Source organism: Legionella qingyii (assembly GCF_003990155.1).
Classification (GTDB): Bacteria; Pseudomonadota; Gammaproteobacteria; order Legionellales; family Legionellaceae; genus Legionella; species Legionella qingyii.
On sequence record NZ_RZGX01000003.1, the window covers coordinates 212,553 to 229,085 of the forward strand.

A 16,533-nucleotide genomic window follows, 5' to 3' on the forward strand; every position below is an offset into this window, starting at 1 on the left:
CGAAGGCGGGAATCTATTCTTATGGAAGCACCGTGTCTTTCTAGATATGGGTTCCCGCCTTCGCGGGAACGACCGTTTTTTCCAGTTTAATTGAGCATAACCTCGCCCACACCGTGTCTATTTTATTTTTAATAAAAGTAAGCATTGATTTATCAAAAATTAAAAACGAAAATAACACTCCAACTATTCTCTAGCATGTTACAGTTTTGAAATGAGTCCTTTATGTCAGACACTTTAAATCGTTATTACCTACAGGCTATGGGAATCGATCTCTGGGTGTTACGCAAGCCTAATCCTTCTGGTGAGCAGGATTTATCTGCATTAGCTCAAGAGGTGGCCGCATGCACCCGATGTGCTTTACATAAAACTCGAACGCAAACGGTTTTTTTTCGTGGCAGTCCGCAAGCCAAATTGATGATAATTGGCGAAGCCCCAGGTTTTTATGAGGATCAACAAGGCCAACCTTTTGTGGGTAAAGCAGGAAGCTTATTAAATCAGATGCTGCACAGCATTGAAATGGTTGAAGAAGATGTTTACATTGCTAATGTTTTGAAATGTAGACCACCGAATAACCGGGATCCCCAAGAAGATGAAATTGCTCAATGCAGTTCGTACCTCGCACGTCAAATTGAGCTTGTACAGCCTCATCTGATCTTGGCGTTAGGTCGTTTTGCAGGGCAGTTTTTGCTTAACAAACCACTTCCACTCAAACAATTGCGTAATACACTGCACCAATACCAGAATATCCCCTTTTTAGTAAGTTATCATCCAGCCTATCTTTTACGTAATCCCTCCGATAAGAAAAAAGCATATTTTGATTTGGTAACAGCAAAAAAATTATTAATAGAAAAAAGTTGCTAAAAGGCCTTTTTGTACAAATACTGTATTACTTAATAAGTAGTTTTACGTATTGATGCTATTTATATCCATTTTTTATAATATCAGTAGATTCCAAAATTAGTGCTTATTAATAAAGCGGGTAGGAGAGAAAACCATGAATCAATATAAACGTATATTTATTGTCGGCCTACCAGGTGCTGGTAAAGGTTTATTTGCTAAACAGCTGGCTGAAAAATTGGGTTGGCAGTTTATCGATGCTGATCTTGGAATTGAGTATCATATTGGACGTTCCTTAAATGAGATTTTTGGTACTGAAGGCCAAAAAGATTTTTATCAATGCCAATATAATCTACTGAATGCACTGAAAACTAAAGAGAATATTGTAGTAGCTACTGAAGCAAGTATTATCTGTGATGAGGCAATTCGCCACTTATTATCTTCGGAGTTGGTGGTTTTTTTGCAAGTAAGTACTGAAGTGCAAATAGGGCGAATAGCACGTAATCCTTCACCATTATTAACTACTGATCTTAAAACCTTTTTTGATAGGCTTCATGTCGAACGTGATCCATTATTTGAAAACGTAGCGAATATCTCTCTTGATACAAATGATAATGCATTGGAAGAACATGTATTAAGTGTGTTTGAGCATGTCACCGCAAAGCAAACAAGAGAATCCAAATCAGTCAAATTAAATGAGAAAGATATTGTGCTGTTTCATAAAGTGTCACATATTCCGGTACACTTATCAGAACAACAAGCAGTCTGTCTTAAATTACTCGCCCAAGGAAAAAGTTCAAAAGAAATTGCGCGTGACATGAAGATTTCCTATCGAACTGTGGAAGGTACTCTGGCTAAGACAATGGAAGTATTAGGTTGTTCTTCCAGTAAGGAGCTGATTGTTTTGTATCATGATAAACCTTGATTATCGTGCATAGCGGAACTTATGTTTTTTGGGAGACTCAAATATCCCAGGCTCCGCTGAGACCCATGTTCAATAAGTTAAGTAAAAAACTGTCGTTCCCGCGAAGGCGGGAACCTACTTCTAGCAAGGCGTAGTGCCAACTTAAGAATTCGCGGGAATGACAAAAATCCTTAACTTAATGGCTGTGCCGCTGAGACCAGGCATCTAATGCTTAGATGCATTGTTGACATTGATTCTTAATTTTGAGACATATAGTGAATCGCCTGAATAAATGCTTCATCCGAGCAATTTTTCTTGGGTACATCTGCTTCCTTACACAACCCACTATGCGGCATTAACCCTTTGCCAAGTTTTATCTTGTATAATAAATAATCCATGGCTGTTTTATATTCTGTAGGATTGTTTTTGGCTTCTAGTTCAGCATTTTTAAAGCGTATATCCCAAGCTTTTTTATCAAAAGCCGCAGGAGCTTTTATCCCGGCTGCAAATTGAGGAGCATGGCACGATTTACACGATACTTGATAGGTGCTTTTTCCCAAATCATCAGCTAGCACTGAAGTACAAATGACACATAGTAAAATAACTAATAGATTTTTCATTGTTTCCCTCTGTTCGATTTGGTTTATATCCTTTTTTAAGCATACTCCATTATTAAAGCAACTCAAGATGTCTTTATTCTCTTGATCTGTTTTATAACTCACGCATTATACTGAAAATAATACTATAATTTACAGCAGCACATCGGTTAAATCGCCAACAAAGTATTAGCTGGATGGAATCAAAAGGAAATTGACCATGAAAGGAACAGAGCAAACGAAAGTCGTATCTAGATTAGTCTTAAAGAAACAACCTGAGCCTCCATCTGAGATGGTCAACAATTCCCATCATGCAAAATATATCAAGGAGTTGGATGAATTTTTTTATTATCTCAATAAATGGTATCAGGCAAATCTTGGTAAGGTTACAATGGGAATGAGTCCTGCAGTAATAGGAACTTCTTATTGGGCCTGGCTTTTGCAATTAGCCCAATCACCAGGCCATCTATTGGCATTGGCTTGTTATCCAGGCATACACTTGGATGAGTTTCTTGCTCGTCTGCTATGTGAAAAACAACCAGGAGAAGGAAAGGACGTTCGTTTTCATAAAGAAAATTGGCAATTGATGCCCTGGCGTTTTTATGCTGAAACTTTTCTTCAGATTGAAGATTGGTGGCAATATGCCACACGAAAAGTTCCTGGTCTTTTCGGTCGAGCAGAGCGCACGGTTTCTTTTTTTATTCGCCAGTTACTCGACGCGTTATCACCCTCCAATTTTGTCATGACTAATCCTGATCTTTTTTATGAAACAATTCGCTCTGGTGGCGCCAATTTAATTCAAGGTACCGAACTTGCAATCGAGCATGCGCAGAGAAGATTAGCCGGTATGCCACCTCCAGGCGCAGGAAAGTTCAAACCAGGCAAGAATGTTGCAATTACTCCAGGGAGGATTGTATTTACTAATCATTTAATAGAATTAATTCAATATGAACCGCAAACTGAAACTGTTTTTAAAGAGCCCATTCTAATATTGCCTGCATGGATAATGAAATATTATATTCTGGATTTATCACCAGGAAATTCTCTAGTTAAGTGGCTTGTGGGACAAGGACATACGGTCTTTATTGTCTCATGGCGCAATCCAGACGAGAACGACCGTGATTTAGGCATGGATGATTATTATCGCCAAGGTGCAATGGCCGCAATTGATACGGTAAGTGATATTTTGCCTAAGACAAAAATTCATTTGATGGGATATTGCCTTGGGGGAACTTTAGCTATGATTACTGCTGCTGCAATGGCACGAGATAAAGATAGTCGTCTTAAAAGTCTTTCCCTTCTTGCGGCACAAGGAGATTTTACAAAAGCAGGCGAACTCATGCTCTTTATCAATGAAAGTGAAATAGCATTTCTCAAAAACATGATGTGGGAAAAGGGGTATCTTGATCCCAAACATATGGCCGGTTCTTTTCAAATGTTGCGTACTTATGATTTGATTTGGTCAAAGATGGTTGATGATTATATGACAGGTAAAAAACGCGGTATGATCGATTTACTGGCGTGGAATGCTGACGCGACACGTATGCCTTATAAAATGCATACGGAATACCTTGAGAAACTATTTCTAAAAAATGAATTCGCTGAAGGGCATTTTCGTGTAGAAGATGAAATAGTAGCTCCTAAAAATGTTCATGTGCCTATTTTTGCCGTGAGTCCCGAACATGATCATATTGCTCCTTGGGAATCTGTTTATAAAGTACATTTGATGATGCACTCGGATATTACCTTTGTATTAACAAATGGTGGCCACAACGCAGGAATTGTTAGTGAACCCAATCATCCAGGACGTTTTTATTATATCCGTGAAAGCAAGAAACACATGCCTTATCTGGGGCCGAAAAAATGGGTAAGTAAAGCAAAAAGGAAAGAGGGATCCTGGTGGCTTGCCTGGCACGAGTGGTTAGTCAACACTGGTTCGCAAAGACATGTTTCACCACCGCATCTTGATCCATCGCTACCCTCTGCGCCTGGAGCCTATGTGATGCAAAAATAAGGTAAACTCAAGGTATTAGTATTTTATGTATTGAATCTTGGTTGCTGTATTGATATGTGTTAAATTTAGCGCTTTCTATTTATTTTGGAGCGTTATGATGAATAAAATATCACTTATGGCCGTAGCTGGTTTTATTATTGCAGTTTCTGTAAATTCATTTGCGAATATACCTCAGTTTAAGGTGAACTTTAAGAAAATGTACTGTGGCAATGTAGAATATCTAGGGAATGATAAGACCAAACGACCTCATTTGCATTGCGGTGAAACGTTTATGTCTTATAAAAAAGCCAATGGCGATCATGCAAATATTACAGAATATGGAACTTGTGGTCGAACAGACGCGGTTTTTGATGATATTAAAGCGAATAGAAATGCATTTGCAGATTATCAAGGCATCTATACTGCACTTGTAGCATTCCATCAAGCAGGTTGTCCAAATCAATTAGTATCTGAATAGTAGTGACGCTTGAATTATAAGATTGTAGCCTGGGTTTCGCTGCGCTAAACCCAAGCTACAAAGAACAACAAATACTACTCAAATAGCGCCATCTAAATGAGTGAATTTAAAAGCTACTATTAAAATAAATGCCCGATTGCGTTACACTGTGTCCTCAATTTCTTCAGTAGGACTGTGGATTATGTTTCTAAAACGATTTCCTGAAAATCAACTTATAAAAAAAATTAAAATAAGTGGCCCATTTATTAGCGTTTATGTCCCTGAAGCTGGACTCCAAAAGTTTCTCGATAAATATAATAAGCTTTTAACACAATATAAAGTTTTGTCTATTGGCGAAGGACTAATGCATGATTTTGCTCATTATACTCATAATAAGCACCTATCGTTTCTTATAAAGGATAAAGCAAAGGAGAAACACGAGCATTTCCATTTCATTTTGCCTGAAACAGTTAATGAAGTTAATTTAGCTCTATTTTTAGATGCATTTGATGACCATGATTTAAGTCAAGAACAAAAAAAACAACTTGTAGAGGAATTTAAGGAGTATTCTCATTCAGTGACTTTAGAGACTTTATTAGAGCAAATCAAGTCTTATAACTATCTCATATTCGCATTGTTCTATCGGGACCATTACCTTTCAGATATGATGCCATTGTTCACTGGAATGCTTAATTCGCTCGAACCTTATATGAGTAAAGATCAAGATGAAAAATTAATTGATTCATCTTCAATATCTCCAGATGTCAGGATTAAGATAGGCGATGATGAGGTCTGTGCTCGAGATGCTGATAATAACCTGATTGCATTCGTTAGGCATATTGGAATTTTATCTTCTTTCGCAGAGATTATTAACAATTTGAACAAAAATAAAAATGCAGGGGATATCTCTGAGATTATAATTAAAGTAAATGAACTCTTTAAGTCCGTCTCTATGACTCCATTTCCTGATTTTTTAAGTTTATCCCCTCCACTTTTCAATGAATTGAAAACACATTTCCCTTTTATCGATCGGGATTTAAACAATTTATATACGATGCTGAAACAACAGTTGGCAATTTGTTTAAAAACAGAGGGACTCATCTTTAATCCAAAGATATTTTTTCATCCAATCGAGGATGTTTACTGTAATCAAGCAATACATTTTTTAAATAAACAGGGACTAGTTGGCCAAAAAATCATCGACACTATAATGTGCTTACAAGAAGGAAAAAACAGTTTGAATCCATATTGGATGAATAGTGGTACAAACCTTCAAGGTATTGTCGATGCTGTATTAAGCCTTAAGAAGAGTGGAGCTGACCTCAACGAAGCAGTTCAAAATCAGGACTCTGAACTGAATCAAGCACTCAATAAGCCCCGATTTCTACCTTTAACTACTTTAGGAAGTTTTGGTATTCATCAATCAAAATCAACGATGAAGGTTGACGAGGGCATTTCAAAGCCACTTAACTATCAATGAGCATAAGGATTATCACGCCCAGTTAAGCGATACGAAACACTTAACTGGGAGGGGAGTTTTCGTCATCTCGAGTGTAACGGTGTAACGAGGGACCTCCCGCAGGCTACAAGAAACAACTACTTAAATAACTCCAGAACATGCTCAGGTGGACGTCCTATGACTGCTTTATCTTTATAGGTGACTATTGGACGTTGCATTAATATGGGGTATTTAAGCATTGCTTGTAAAACTTGGACTTCATTGTCCAGGGATAATCCATGCTCTTTAAAAACAGGCTCCTCTGTACGAACGAAGTCCTTAAGCGCGAAATGTGCTCTTAAACTATTTATTTGTTCCAGATTAAGCGGGGTTTTAAGATATTCAACAATAACAGGTTCATAACCTTGGCAGTGAAGAAGTTCCAACGTTTTCCTTGATTTGGAGCATCTAGGATTATGATAAATTGTAATTTTTTGCATATTTTTTAAGTGTTGTTGCTGTTGATTTGAACTATAACATGTTCTTGGGGTTTTATCCTGTCCAATTAATTAAAGAGTTTACTTTAAGGAAAATTTGAAGTAATTGGCCATCTGTGGGTGCACTGGATAACGCGCAATGTTTAGACCTCCTGTATGGAAGGAGATCTAGCGATTAGGATTTGAAGACGAAATCAGCGACAGTATGCATTGTCTCATTATCAGGAACAACGGGGACAAAAAATGCCAATCTCTTAAAATGATTGGAATATTTATCACCTGTCGGTTTTAGATTATATCCAGCGCGGGACGAACTTTGATCGTTATTAATAGGATTAGGGCTATTCCAATTCGTAATTGCCTCAAGAACTCGCTCTAATAAGTTCTGTAAAGAAATTAACCATTGAGGCAAGTAGCGCGATTTTTGTGGCTCACTTTCATTTTCTTGGTTTGAAGCATGAGCGATTTGTTCTTTTTCATGATACTCATTTGAAACTATGCCCATTTCAGCTAAATTCTTTTTTAAAAGTCGTTCGGTATCAGCGGTAAAATCATCTATTGATACACTTTGTTGCGGTAATTCTTGTTCGAGTTGCATTTTAACATGATAAGCGCTTGGATTGCTCTGCATTAATTCTTCGATATAAGCATCAAGTTGTGCCGCTTTTTTGCGAAAGGCATCTATTTTAATATCATACTGTAGCAAAAGTTGTTCGTTTTTTTCAAGATAACCAATATGTTGTTTCAGCAAAGCGGTTTGGAGTAATAGTGCTTTTAGAAATGATACATAACCCTCATCATGTGGGTCTAATGATTGTAGCGATTCTTTTGATTCCTCAATACTTTTAAATAAGTCATCAATTAATCGTCTCGATTTATTCAATGGCTTTAAAGCTAGAGAAGCATTCGTTTGATAATTTTCAACGAAATGTTGCCAAAGCAAATTATCTTTCATAACAGAATCAATTAATTGATGTTCATATTTTTTCTCATCCTCTGGAGAACATTGTTGATTCGCATTTTGCCACCAGTAATTAATTGATACAGCGATTAACTCACAATCGGAGGTTTGAAAAATATTCATCATAGTTATTTTATTGGCTTCAATAATTTCCTTTAATGAATCTATAACATCTTCGTAATTTCTTTGCTTATCTTCAAACACTTCCGCGATTTTTTTATGAATATCCTCATTTAACAATTCAACAGCAATCATTTGGATGCTCACTAAATCAGCTTTGCATTCAAAATATGCATCTATTTTTGACGATAAATCATGTTGAGTGTCTTTCCCCGGTAATGTATGGTCTCCGTTTAAGAGATTTTGCATTTTTAAGGCTAACCGCTTTCTTTTTTCAGCCAGTACTCGAACCTCGGTGAAGTTTTGGGTGCTGGTATAACTTTCATAATAACGACAAAAATCTTTAAGTTCTAAATCAAAAGTACCTGCAACACGCTCTTCTTTAATCTCAATTTGATCAGGATTTTCCATATTAGGCAAATAAATCCTGCCTGTGAATCCCCACGGATTTCTAATGCGTATCATTTTAATCGGACGCATTACATCCTCATCTTTATTAACAGGACGTAGCGTTTCAAAAGCATCAACAATCGTATAAGCGTGCATCGCTCTTAGGCCGGGTACCTTTTCATCGTATCTATGGGGAGTTCCGGCTGTTAAGGATTCACCCTCAGCGAGTTTATTTGTAATGTCGTTAAAAACTTGGAGCTCTTCAGGTGAATAAATTCCGCTGAATAGTTCTTGATTATCTCTTCGTACATTTTGTTTTACATCTTTATGATAGTAATTAAATAATTTTTTTAAGATATCAACTGCTTGTTGATTTGTCTCATCCTGTGAAAAATGTTTTATGATTTCTTCAAGACGTTGTTGGCTATTACTATACTCATTGTATTTTTTTCCCCATACATCTCTATTTTTTATATAAAAATCAATTAATTGCAAACAGATTTTTTCCGCGTCCTCATCAAAAATTTCTTCAAAGACTCTTATTCTTGCTGAGAGCATTTCTGAAATAATTTTATCTATTCCAGATTGGTGTTCTCCTCCGAGTTCTTGCATGAGCTTTTTCTGTTGGGTTAATACCTCCAATTGTTCAAGCTCACTAGCAAAAAAGTTACCTATATCCCAAGCGAAAAACTTATCATTATTAATATATTTTTCTTTCGAATGGCAACCCGTTAATATTTTCAATGCATTAGATTCTGTGCCACCTTTCAGAGCGCCACTCATGGAAGGGTTCGTATTTCCAAAAAACTCGGGAACCGAGGCTGCTGCTTTTTCAAGTATATCGACCCATAGCGCAGTGTGGTTATTTAAACTACCTTTTTGATCTACGATGTAGGAGTTTTCTACTCGGACATAAACTGGTTCCAATGTTTTAGGGTTGAATAAACGAACGGTCGTTGTCCCATCATTATTTTGTCGCAACATACTACGAATGTAGCTGGCTCCGTCGGGTTGACTCAAAATAGCTGCTATGGACGCTAATAAAAAGCAATCGGGTACCCTGGCTTGTCTAACATCGTCTATAGATGGAGAGCCCTTACCAAATAAGGGGGCCTCGGTTTGTTGATATTGTTCGATATATTCTAAATACTGGGTAGGATCATCAAGTTCGACTTCACAGCTATTTTCCTCATCAATAGAAATATTTCTTTGATTTTCAGGCAAATCATCACGACTCGAACCTATGGGGACATAAGGAGTTAACCTAAATCGCTGTTTTTCTTCTGGCTTATCTAAATTCAGTGGCTGGATTATTGCCAAGCTATTCGCTTCTAATGATCGGTCCCCAGGTAATGGAATTGGTTTTTTTATTTTTCCTCTAACTCCAGGGAAGACCAAAGGCACTGAAATATTGGCTGGAACCACAAGACTTCCTTGAGTTATGAAATTCAGTGGTAGCATAATATCTCCAATAAAAACGATGTGGGACTTATGGTTAATTGTTTATTATACTTGATGAGCATTAAAAGATCATTAAGGGTTAATAATTTCCAATAAATCAAATTGCAATGAACACGAATCAATGAGATAGGGTTCAAGCGAGCAAAATGCAAACAGCACCTAATTTGTCAGTGAAAATGAGTAACAGCTTATTGACTCAAAGATAAATCTTCTTTTTACTATACATCGATGCCCACCTTAAGAGCCTCCTATGCAATTTACTATTATGCCGATTCAGGAAAAACACATTGAAGCGTTTTGGTCCGCTGTAGATAGTGTTGCTCGCGAACGTAAATTTTTAGCTTTTTTGGAAGGACCTCCTATCGAATTAACTAAGGCGTTTGTTTTAGGACATATCAAAGATAATTGGCCTCAAGTAGTCGCAATGTGTGATGGGAAATTAGTTGGATGGTGTGATATTAGTCCGCTTGATCGACCTGTTTTTGCTCATGTTGGTTCTTTAGGAATTGGTGTAATTGCACCGTACCGAGGGCAGGGAATTGGGGAAGAGTTATTAAGTACCGCATTGCATATGGCTAAGCAAAAGGGGTTAACCCGCATTGAGCTTACCGTGCGTGAACACAATCAGGCCGCAATTTCATTGTATGAAAAATATGGATTTGTAAAAGAAGGGGTGCATAAAAATGCGGTGCGAATCGATGGAACATATGAACATCATATTTTCATGGCTTTGCTTTTTGAATAACTCTAGGAGTTGGTTCTAAGCCATTACAATTGCAAACCGCAGCTGTATTTTTTTATTCTATTGTTTTTTTAGCCCATCATTGAGTTTTTCTTTATTCAATGGAAGAGGAATTTTCTTTGTATAATGTTTATAAATATTCCATCTTTTTGCAGAAAATTCTTCCGGTGTGGTTTTTAATAAGAGGAACGCTAAAAAGTCAGCGCATACAGAGGGTGGAATCAAGGTTTTTTCTTGGTACGCTTCTTGAAATTCTCTAGCTAATGGGAATTGTTCAATAGGACATTCGCGCAAATTTTTTTGCATTTCAGTATCTACTTCCCCTGGGATAACATCAGTAGCTACGATCCCAGGAGGCAATTCAGTCTGCAAGACTTGCGTCCACATATTGAGCGCCGATTTGGTGATGCAGTAAGCACCTGCACCTGGGACGGCATGTTCTGAAGCTACGGAAGTAATGTTTAAAATTCGACCGCCTTTTTTGGAGAAGAAAGGCAGTGTCTTTTGAGTGAGCAGTATGGGTGCAATAAGATTTGTTGCAATTATTTTCTTTACATCAGAAGGCCTTGCTTCATGTAATAAACCAAGAGGAGAAATAATACCTGCACTATGGATCAAGTAATTGATTTTTAATCCATTAAGTTCTTCTTCAATTTTGTTTAAACCCTTATCCGTAGTAATATCCGCGGGTATTATTTTAATCTTATTCGGGTTTTTATCCTTTAGTTTAATTAATTCATCGTTATTTCTTGCAATAGCAATTACGGTGATGTCCTTAGATGCCAGCTCTAAAGCTAATGCTCGCCCGATACCACTGCTTGCTCCAGTAATAAGTGCAACGTGTGACATATTTGGTCTCCATTAATCTTTAAGAGTTAATCAAAGCGTGCAAAACATGAAAATAGAATATTTCTTTTTCTAGGAAAAGCAAATTATATTTCTTTTGGCGCCTGGTCCTTGCGAGCAAGCCGCAGGATAGAGTAAGGTAGAAAATTAGCAGCAGCTCTCTTTAATTTGAATGGAGTTGTTTTTTTATTATTCCTCGAATGCCAGGGAAAACTAAAATCTATAAGTTATAACAATCTCACTTAATAGGAGACGTGTCACCTCCCCAATTGCTTGTTCTACTTGAGGAGATAGTGTTTCATCCAGGGTAATTGCGTCAATTTCGATTCCATAAAATAAAAGATTGGCTGGTAATTCATTCAGGGCACCAGCTAATTGCAGGGCTTGGAGAATACTGATGCCATGAGTTGAGAATGTGGGCTCCGAATCAAGAAGTGCATCTTTGTGAAACCGATGAATAGTCCCAACTTCACTACCTGATTTGACTGCATCAATGATAAAGATCGTGTTGAAGCCTCTAATTAACTCTATCAGCCGAACACCCGGGCGATCATGGTGCTCAATAAGCACGTAAGGTGCCATAGGGGTTGGGATTGCAAGTTGTCGTCTTAACTCTGCGGCTACCTTCCAACCTGCTTGATCATCGCCAAAAGGGGAACCGATGCCTAATACTTTGATGAGGTTCATTCTCGATTCACTTTAATTGTTAAAAAATGAGTGGAGCATGAAATACATGGATCATAATTGCGAATAATCATTTCGCTATAGGCGCGTAATGACTCTTCGTCTTGATTAAGGCCATATTGCGCCAAAGAAATACGTAAATCTTGCTCAATACGCGCCTGATTCTGGCTGGTTGGCGGCACAATACGGGCAAGTTTAACTTGTCCTTGAGCATCTAATTGAATATGTTGCCACAGAGTCCCTCTGGGAGCTTCGGTACATCCAAATCCTGTTCCGGCACGTGGCTTAATCTCTGGATGTGCTTCTTTAGGAATTTCATACTGTTCCATAATGCGTATGGACTCCAAAACGCAAAAATAGATTTCAACCGCGCGGGCCATCATGCTGTGATACATATTATGAGAAGGAAAATTTATTTTTAAATCTTGAAGCAGAAGATGAATAGGTGTCGGAAGATGACCAAAACAATTATTGATGCGTGCAAGAGGCCCTACCAGATAAGGCTTATTCTGCAATAAACAATGCAAGGCAGTGGAATAGGGGACTTGGTGCTCTTTGAAATAAGCATCAAATTCCTCAATGTTGATATTTAATCCGTGATCAGAGACTAAACGTCCCTCATTGAATGGATATTCCGTGGGGTGATACAGCGAGACACAAGTAAAGTCATGAGAGTTATCCGGAAATGACAGTTTTGCAAGCCAGCGAATTAATGCGTCACAATCTTCGATGCGCGCTTTTGCGTTTTCTAAAAGTGTGTTGATTGCCATATGATTAGGCGCTTTATAAAATCCACCCAAGCAGGCACCAACCGGATGCACCGAACGGCCACCAAATAATTTGATTAAATCATTGCCAAATGCCTGCAAACGGATGCCGCGTCTTACTTCTTCGGGATAACGTTTCGCCATTTCAGGTGCTGATTTAAATCCTAAAAAATCAGGTAGTGCTAAAAAATGTATGTGCATGCTATGGCTTTCCAGCCATTCACCGCAGTAAAAGAGACGGCGCATTTCACGTACCCAAGGGGAGGGTTGTATCCCAAAACAATGCTCAATTGCCTGAGTCGCACTCATTTGGTAGGCAACCGGACATATTCCACAGATTCGCGCTACAAGATCCAACACCTCGGTGTAGCTTCTGCCTTCAAGAAACTTCTCAAACAATCTAGGGGGTTCATAAATTTTTAATTGCAATTTGGTGATTGCATTGTCTTGAATGTGCAGTTCTAGCGCTCCTTCACCTTCGACGCGCGCTAAAATGGGAACGTTGATAGATATAGTATTACTCATTGCTGATTTTAATTCCCTTGAAATAAGTACCTGCTTTATTAAACACTGGTGCTTGATTATTTATATGCAAAAATTTTTGTGCAATGGCTTCTCGAGTCAGGCCTAGCTGTTCAAACCATTTTCCCAAGGATTGAGGGTTGGAATTTTCTTTAGGACCATAACATGCATAACATCCTCGTCCTACTGTTGGACATAGGGAGCCACAGCCTAATTTGGTTACAGGGCCCATGCAAGGTTGTTTTTGGGTGACTAAAACACAAATATTGCCTTTCCGTTTACACTCCATACATTCAGAATCTTGTTTGATGCGTGGCGTTGCATTGGATAATAAAAAACGAATCGCTTCCAATACTTGATTGCTATTAACAGGGCAACCCCATAATTCCCAATCTACTTTAACATGCGACGCAATTGGAGTTGAGGTGCTTAAGCTATGGATGTATTCTGGAGAAGCATAAATACTGCTTACCCATTCTTTGGTATTGGCGAAATGGCGTAATGCTTGAACGCCACCTGCAGTAGCACAGGCGCCAATCGTAATAATGAATTTGCTGTTTTCGCGAATTTTTTTTATGCGCTGCTCTTCGTCTGGGGTAGAAATACTGCCTTCAACAAATGCGATATCCACTTGTGCATCCAACTCGACTGCCCCTGCCTCTGAAAAATGCACCATATCCACTAAGTCAGATAATGTGAGTAAGGCCTCTCCTGAATTTAAAAAGGCTAATTGACATCCATCGCATGACGTAAATTTATGTACCGCTACACGTGGCTTCATGGTTGTTAAAATCCTGGCTCATTAAATAATTCTTTGATTTTTGAATAGGTAAAAACAGGACCATCCTTACAAATAAAAACACCTCCATATTGGCAATGTCCGCATTGTCCTATACCACACTCCATATTTCGTTCCATGCTCAAATAAATATTATCTTCTGAAATTCCTCGTTGATGGAGTACCTTGACCGCAGTATTCATCATCATTTCCGGTCCACACATCATGACAACTGTATTTTCAGGATTTAGATTGAGTTTATCAATCATATCCGTAACATAACCAACAGCCCACGGCCATTTAGGCCCTGCTTGATCTGCGGCAACATGAATTACAGTATTGGGTGATTTTTGCCAAATTGCATATTGTTTTCTGAAAATAAAATCATCGCTGTGTTTTACGCCTTGCAGGATACTCAGATGACCATATTGTTCTCTACGCGCTAAAATATATTCGATAATCGAAACCGAAGGGGCACAACCCAGACCGCCTGTGAGTACTACAACATCTTTGCCTATTGTGTGTTCAAGCGGCCACCCGCGTCCATAAGGACCGCGTACTCCAATGCGGTCTCCAGGTTGGAGTTTTTGTAATGCTTTAGTTACTCGACCTATGGCACGGATAGTGTGGGTCAGAATATTTTTCTTTTCCGGGTCAGAAACAATGGAAATCGCAACTTCACCCACCCCATACAGATAAAGCATATTAAATTGCCCGGGGTAAAAGCGAAATTGTTGCTGATGTTCGGGATCAAGAAAACGTAAATGCAAGGTAAAAATGGTAGGGGATTCTTCGGTTTTCTCTACAATGATAGCCTCAAGTGGCAAATAAGGATCAATTTTTGGGTTAATCACTTTCTTTAATCCTCACGTTGGATTCACCAGAAACAGCGGCTAATTCTTCAGTCATATCAATACCCACAGGGCACCAGGTAACGCATCGTCCACAACCTACACAACCACTGGTGTCAAACTGATCAAACCAACTGCCTACCTTATGAGTCAACCATTGTCTATATCGTTTACGCGTATCCTCACGAAGTACTTTTCCACTCAAATAGCTGTGGCCTGCAGTAAAGCAAGAATCCCATTCGCGTTGATGCTCGCTACAAGTGCCATCCAGACTGGGTTTTTCTACTTCACTATGGCAAAAACATGTTGGACACACTGAGGTGCAGTTACCACAGGATAAACATCGTTCTGCCACTTCCTCCCATCTTGAGTGATTTAAGTTGGCAAATAACAAATCGCGTAAACCTTGTTTATTATCTAAAGGGATTCTTTTTGTTTGCATGGCTGCGGTATGTTCTATAATTTTACTTACTTTGGTGCATTGAATCGCTTTTGCTTCAGATAACTGTAAGCTATCAATAATCGCTTGTCCACGTTCACTGCCTGATTTGACTACAAATCCATCATCAATTTCAGTCATAAGCATATCAAACGAATTCTTGACTTCAGGACCGGTTCCTGCTGAAACACAAAAACAGTTGTTTGAGGAATAAGAGCAGTTGACTGCAACAATAAAGAACTGTTCACGCCGTTTTTTATAACGTGGATCGGGATGGGCGCCCTTAATAAATACTTTGTCTTGAATGGTCATTGCTGCTAAATCACAAGAGCGTGCACCAATCATCGCTATTGGTTGTTCCTCCGGTTGATGGGGTTGGAACGATAATTTTCCCTCAGTGTCCCGTTTTACTTTCCATACCGTTTCCTGAGGCTTAAATAAAAGAGGTTTGATTGCTTGTGGGCCATTGGCAAAGGCAAATGCCTTATGTTCCGGAGTTTTTTCTAATTGATAGCCTCCTGGAGTTTGCTGATCACGGATCCCCCAAGGTAATTGATCTACACTATTGAGCACATCATAAACGATGGCTCCATCGCGTACTTGAGGGCCAACGCAGGAATATCCTGCATCGTGCAAGGCATCCAATAGACTCTGCAATTTTAAATAAGGCATGAAATAGCTTATTTTTATAGACATAAAACTCCTTATAGCTCGAGCGCAGCGTGATGCTTCGAGGTTTTTCCAGACGTTGAGAATGGATTCCCGCCTGCGCGGGAATGACAATACTTATTGTAACTAAGCCTATGGATTCCCGCCTTCGCGGGAATGACAATACTTATTGTAACTAAGCCTATGGATTCTCGCCTTTGCGGGAATGACAATACTTATTGTAACTAAGCCTATGGATTCTCGCCTTTGCGGGAATGACAATACTTATTGTAACTAAGCCTATGGATTCCCGCCTGTGCGGGAATGACAATACTTATTGTAACTAAGCTTATGGATTCCCGCCTGTGCGGGAGTGACAATACTTATTGTAACTAATCCTATAGATTCCCGCCTTCGCGTGAATGACAATACTTATTGTAACTAAGCTTATGGTTCGCGGGAATGACAATACTTATTGTAACTACGCCTATGGATTCCCGCCTGTGCGGGAATGACAATACTTATTGTAACTAAGCTTATGGATTCCCGCCTGTGCGGGAATGACAATACTTATTGTAACTAATCCTATGGATTCCCGCCTT

15 protein-coding genes are annotated in these 16,533 nt (G+C 38.7%); 6 read left to right on the forward strand and 9 right to left on the reverse strand.

Annotated elements, in window-relative coordinates:
* Positions 1-222 precede the first annotated feature (222 nt).
* Positions 223-861: a uracil-DNA glycosylase gene (locus ELY20_RS03370; RefSeq protein ID WP_126955372.1), complete on the forward strand. Its 639-nt coding sequence runs from the start codon at positions 223-225 to the stop codon at positions 859-861.
* Positions 862-994: 133 nt separating this feature from the next.
* Entirely contained in the window at positions 995-1,762 is a 768-nt protein-coding gene (locus ELY20_RS03375; RefSeq protein WP_110143062.1) for a shikimate kinase, read from the forward strand.
* Between the two features lie 236 nt (positions 1,763-1,998).
* On the opposite strand, the gene ELY20_RS03380 is transcribed toward ELY20_RS03375, so the two are convergent.
* Positions 1,999-2,361, reverse strand: coding sequence for a c-type cytochrome (locus ELY20_RS03380; RefSeq protein ID WP_110143061.1), 363 nt, complete (start codon positions 2,359-2,361; stop codon positions 1,999-2,001).
* Between the two features lie 196 nt (positions 2,362-2,557).
* Here ELY20_RS03380 and ELY20_RS03385 point away from each other — a divergent pair, with 196 nt between their 5' ends.
* From ELY20_RS03385 to ELY20_RS03395, 3 genes are all read left to right on the forward strand, one after another.
* Entirely contained in the window at positions 2,558-4,351 is a 1,794-nt protein-coding gene (locus ELY20_RS03385; RefSeq protein ID WP_110143060.1) for a PHA/PHB synthase family protein, read from the forward strand.
* A 94-nt stretch (positions 4,352-4,445) separates the two neighbouring features.
* Positions 4,446-4,808: a hypothetical protein gene (locus ELY20_RS03390; protein WP_233590479.1), complete on the forward strand. Its 363-nt coding sequence runs from the start codon at positions 4,446-4,448 to the stop codon at positions 4,806-4,808.
* A 181-nt stretch (positions 4,809-4,989) separates the two neighbouring features.
* Positions 4,990-6,267 carry a hypothetical protein gene (locus ELY20_RS03395; protein WP_110143058.1) on the forward strand — a complete coding sequence of 426 codons (1,278 nt, stop codon included), beginning with the start codon at positions 4,990-4,992 and terminating at the stop codon, positions 6,265-6,267.
* A gap of 116 nt (positions 6,268-6,383) precedes the next feature.
* Here the strand turns inward: ELY20_RS03395 and arsC are convergent, their stop codons facing one another.
* Both arsC and ELY20_RS03405 read right to left on the reverse strand, forming a co-directional pair.
* Positions 6,384-6,725 carry an arsenate reductase (glutaredoxin) gene (gene arsC, locus ELY20_RS03400; protein WP_110143057.1) on the reverse strand — a complete coding sequence of 114 codons (342 nt, stop codon included), beginning with the start codon at positions 6,723-6,725 and terminating at the stop codon, positions 6,384-6,386.
* 172 nt (positions 6,726-6,897) lie between these two features.
* Positions 6,898-9,654 carry a C2 family cysteine protease gene (locus ELY20_RS03405; protein WP_110143056.1) on the reverse strand — a complete coding sequence of 919 codons (2,757 nt, stop codon included), beginning with the start codon at positions 9,652-9,654 and terminating at the stop codon, positions 6,898-6,900.
* Between the two features lie 250 nt (positions 9,655-9,904).
* Between ELY20_RS03405 and ELY20_RS03410 the strand changes: the two genes are divergently transcribed.
* Complete coding sequence (locus ELY20_RS03410) at positions 9,905-10,399, forward strand: GNAT family N-acetyltransferase (RefSeq protein WP_110143055.1); 495 nt, start codon at positions 9,905-9,907, stop codon at positions 10,397-10,399.
* A 57-nt stretch (positions 10,400-10,456) separates the two neighbouring features.
* Here ELY20_RS03410 and ELY20_RS03415 read toward each other — a convergent pair whose 3' ends face one another.
* The 6 genes from ELY20_RS03415 to ELY20_RS03440 form a co-directional block, all read right to left on the reverse strand.
* Positions 10,457-11,245: an SDR family NAD(P)-dependent oxidoreductase gene (locus tag ELY20_RS03415; RefSeq protein WP_110143054.1), complete on the reverse strand. Its 789-nt coding sequence runs from the start codon at positions 11,243-11,245 to the stop codon at positions 10,457-10,459.
* A gap of 210 nt (positions 11,246-11,455) precedes the next feature.
* Positions 11,456-11,929, reverse strand: coding sequence for a hydrogenase maturation protease (locus ELY20_RS03420; RefSeq protein WP_110143053.1), 474 nt, complete (start codon positions 11,927-11,929; stop codon positions 11,456-11,458).
* Positions 11,926-13,218: a Ni/Fe hydrogenase subunit alpha gene (locus tag ELY20_RS03425; RefSeq protein WP_110143052.1), complete on the reverse strand. Its 1,293-nt coding sequence runs from the start codon at positions 13,216-13,218 to the stop codon at positions 11,926-11,928. Before ELY20_RS03425 ends, ELY20_RS03420 begins: the two co-directional genes overlap by 4 nt.
* Positions 13,211-13,996 (reverse strand): NADH-quinone oxidoreductase subunit B family protein, encoded by a 786-nt coding sequence (locus tag ELY20_RS03430; RefSeq protein WP_110143051.1) that lies wholly within the window; start codon positions 13,994-13,996, stop codon positions 13,211-13,213. Before ELY20_RS03430 ends, ELY20_RS03425 begins: the two co-directional genes overlap by 8 nt.
* Before the next feature lie 5 nt (positions 13,997-14,001).
* Positions 14,002-14,847, reverse strand: a complete 846-nt coding sequence (locus ELY20_RS03435; protein WP_110143050.1) for an FAD/NAD(P)-binding protein — start codon at positions 14,845-14,847, stop codon at positions 14,002-14,004.
* A complete protein-coding gene (locus ELY20_RS03440) occupies positions 14,840-15,955 on the reverse strand; it encodes a 4Fe-4S dicluster domain-containing protein (protein WP_407656308.1) in 1,116 nt (371 codons plus the stop codon). Before ELY20_RS03440 ends, ELY20_RS03435 begins: the two co-directional genes overlap by 8 nt.
* Positions 15,956-16,533: the final 578 nt, after the last annotated feature.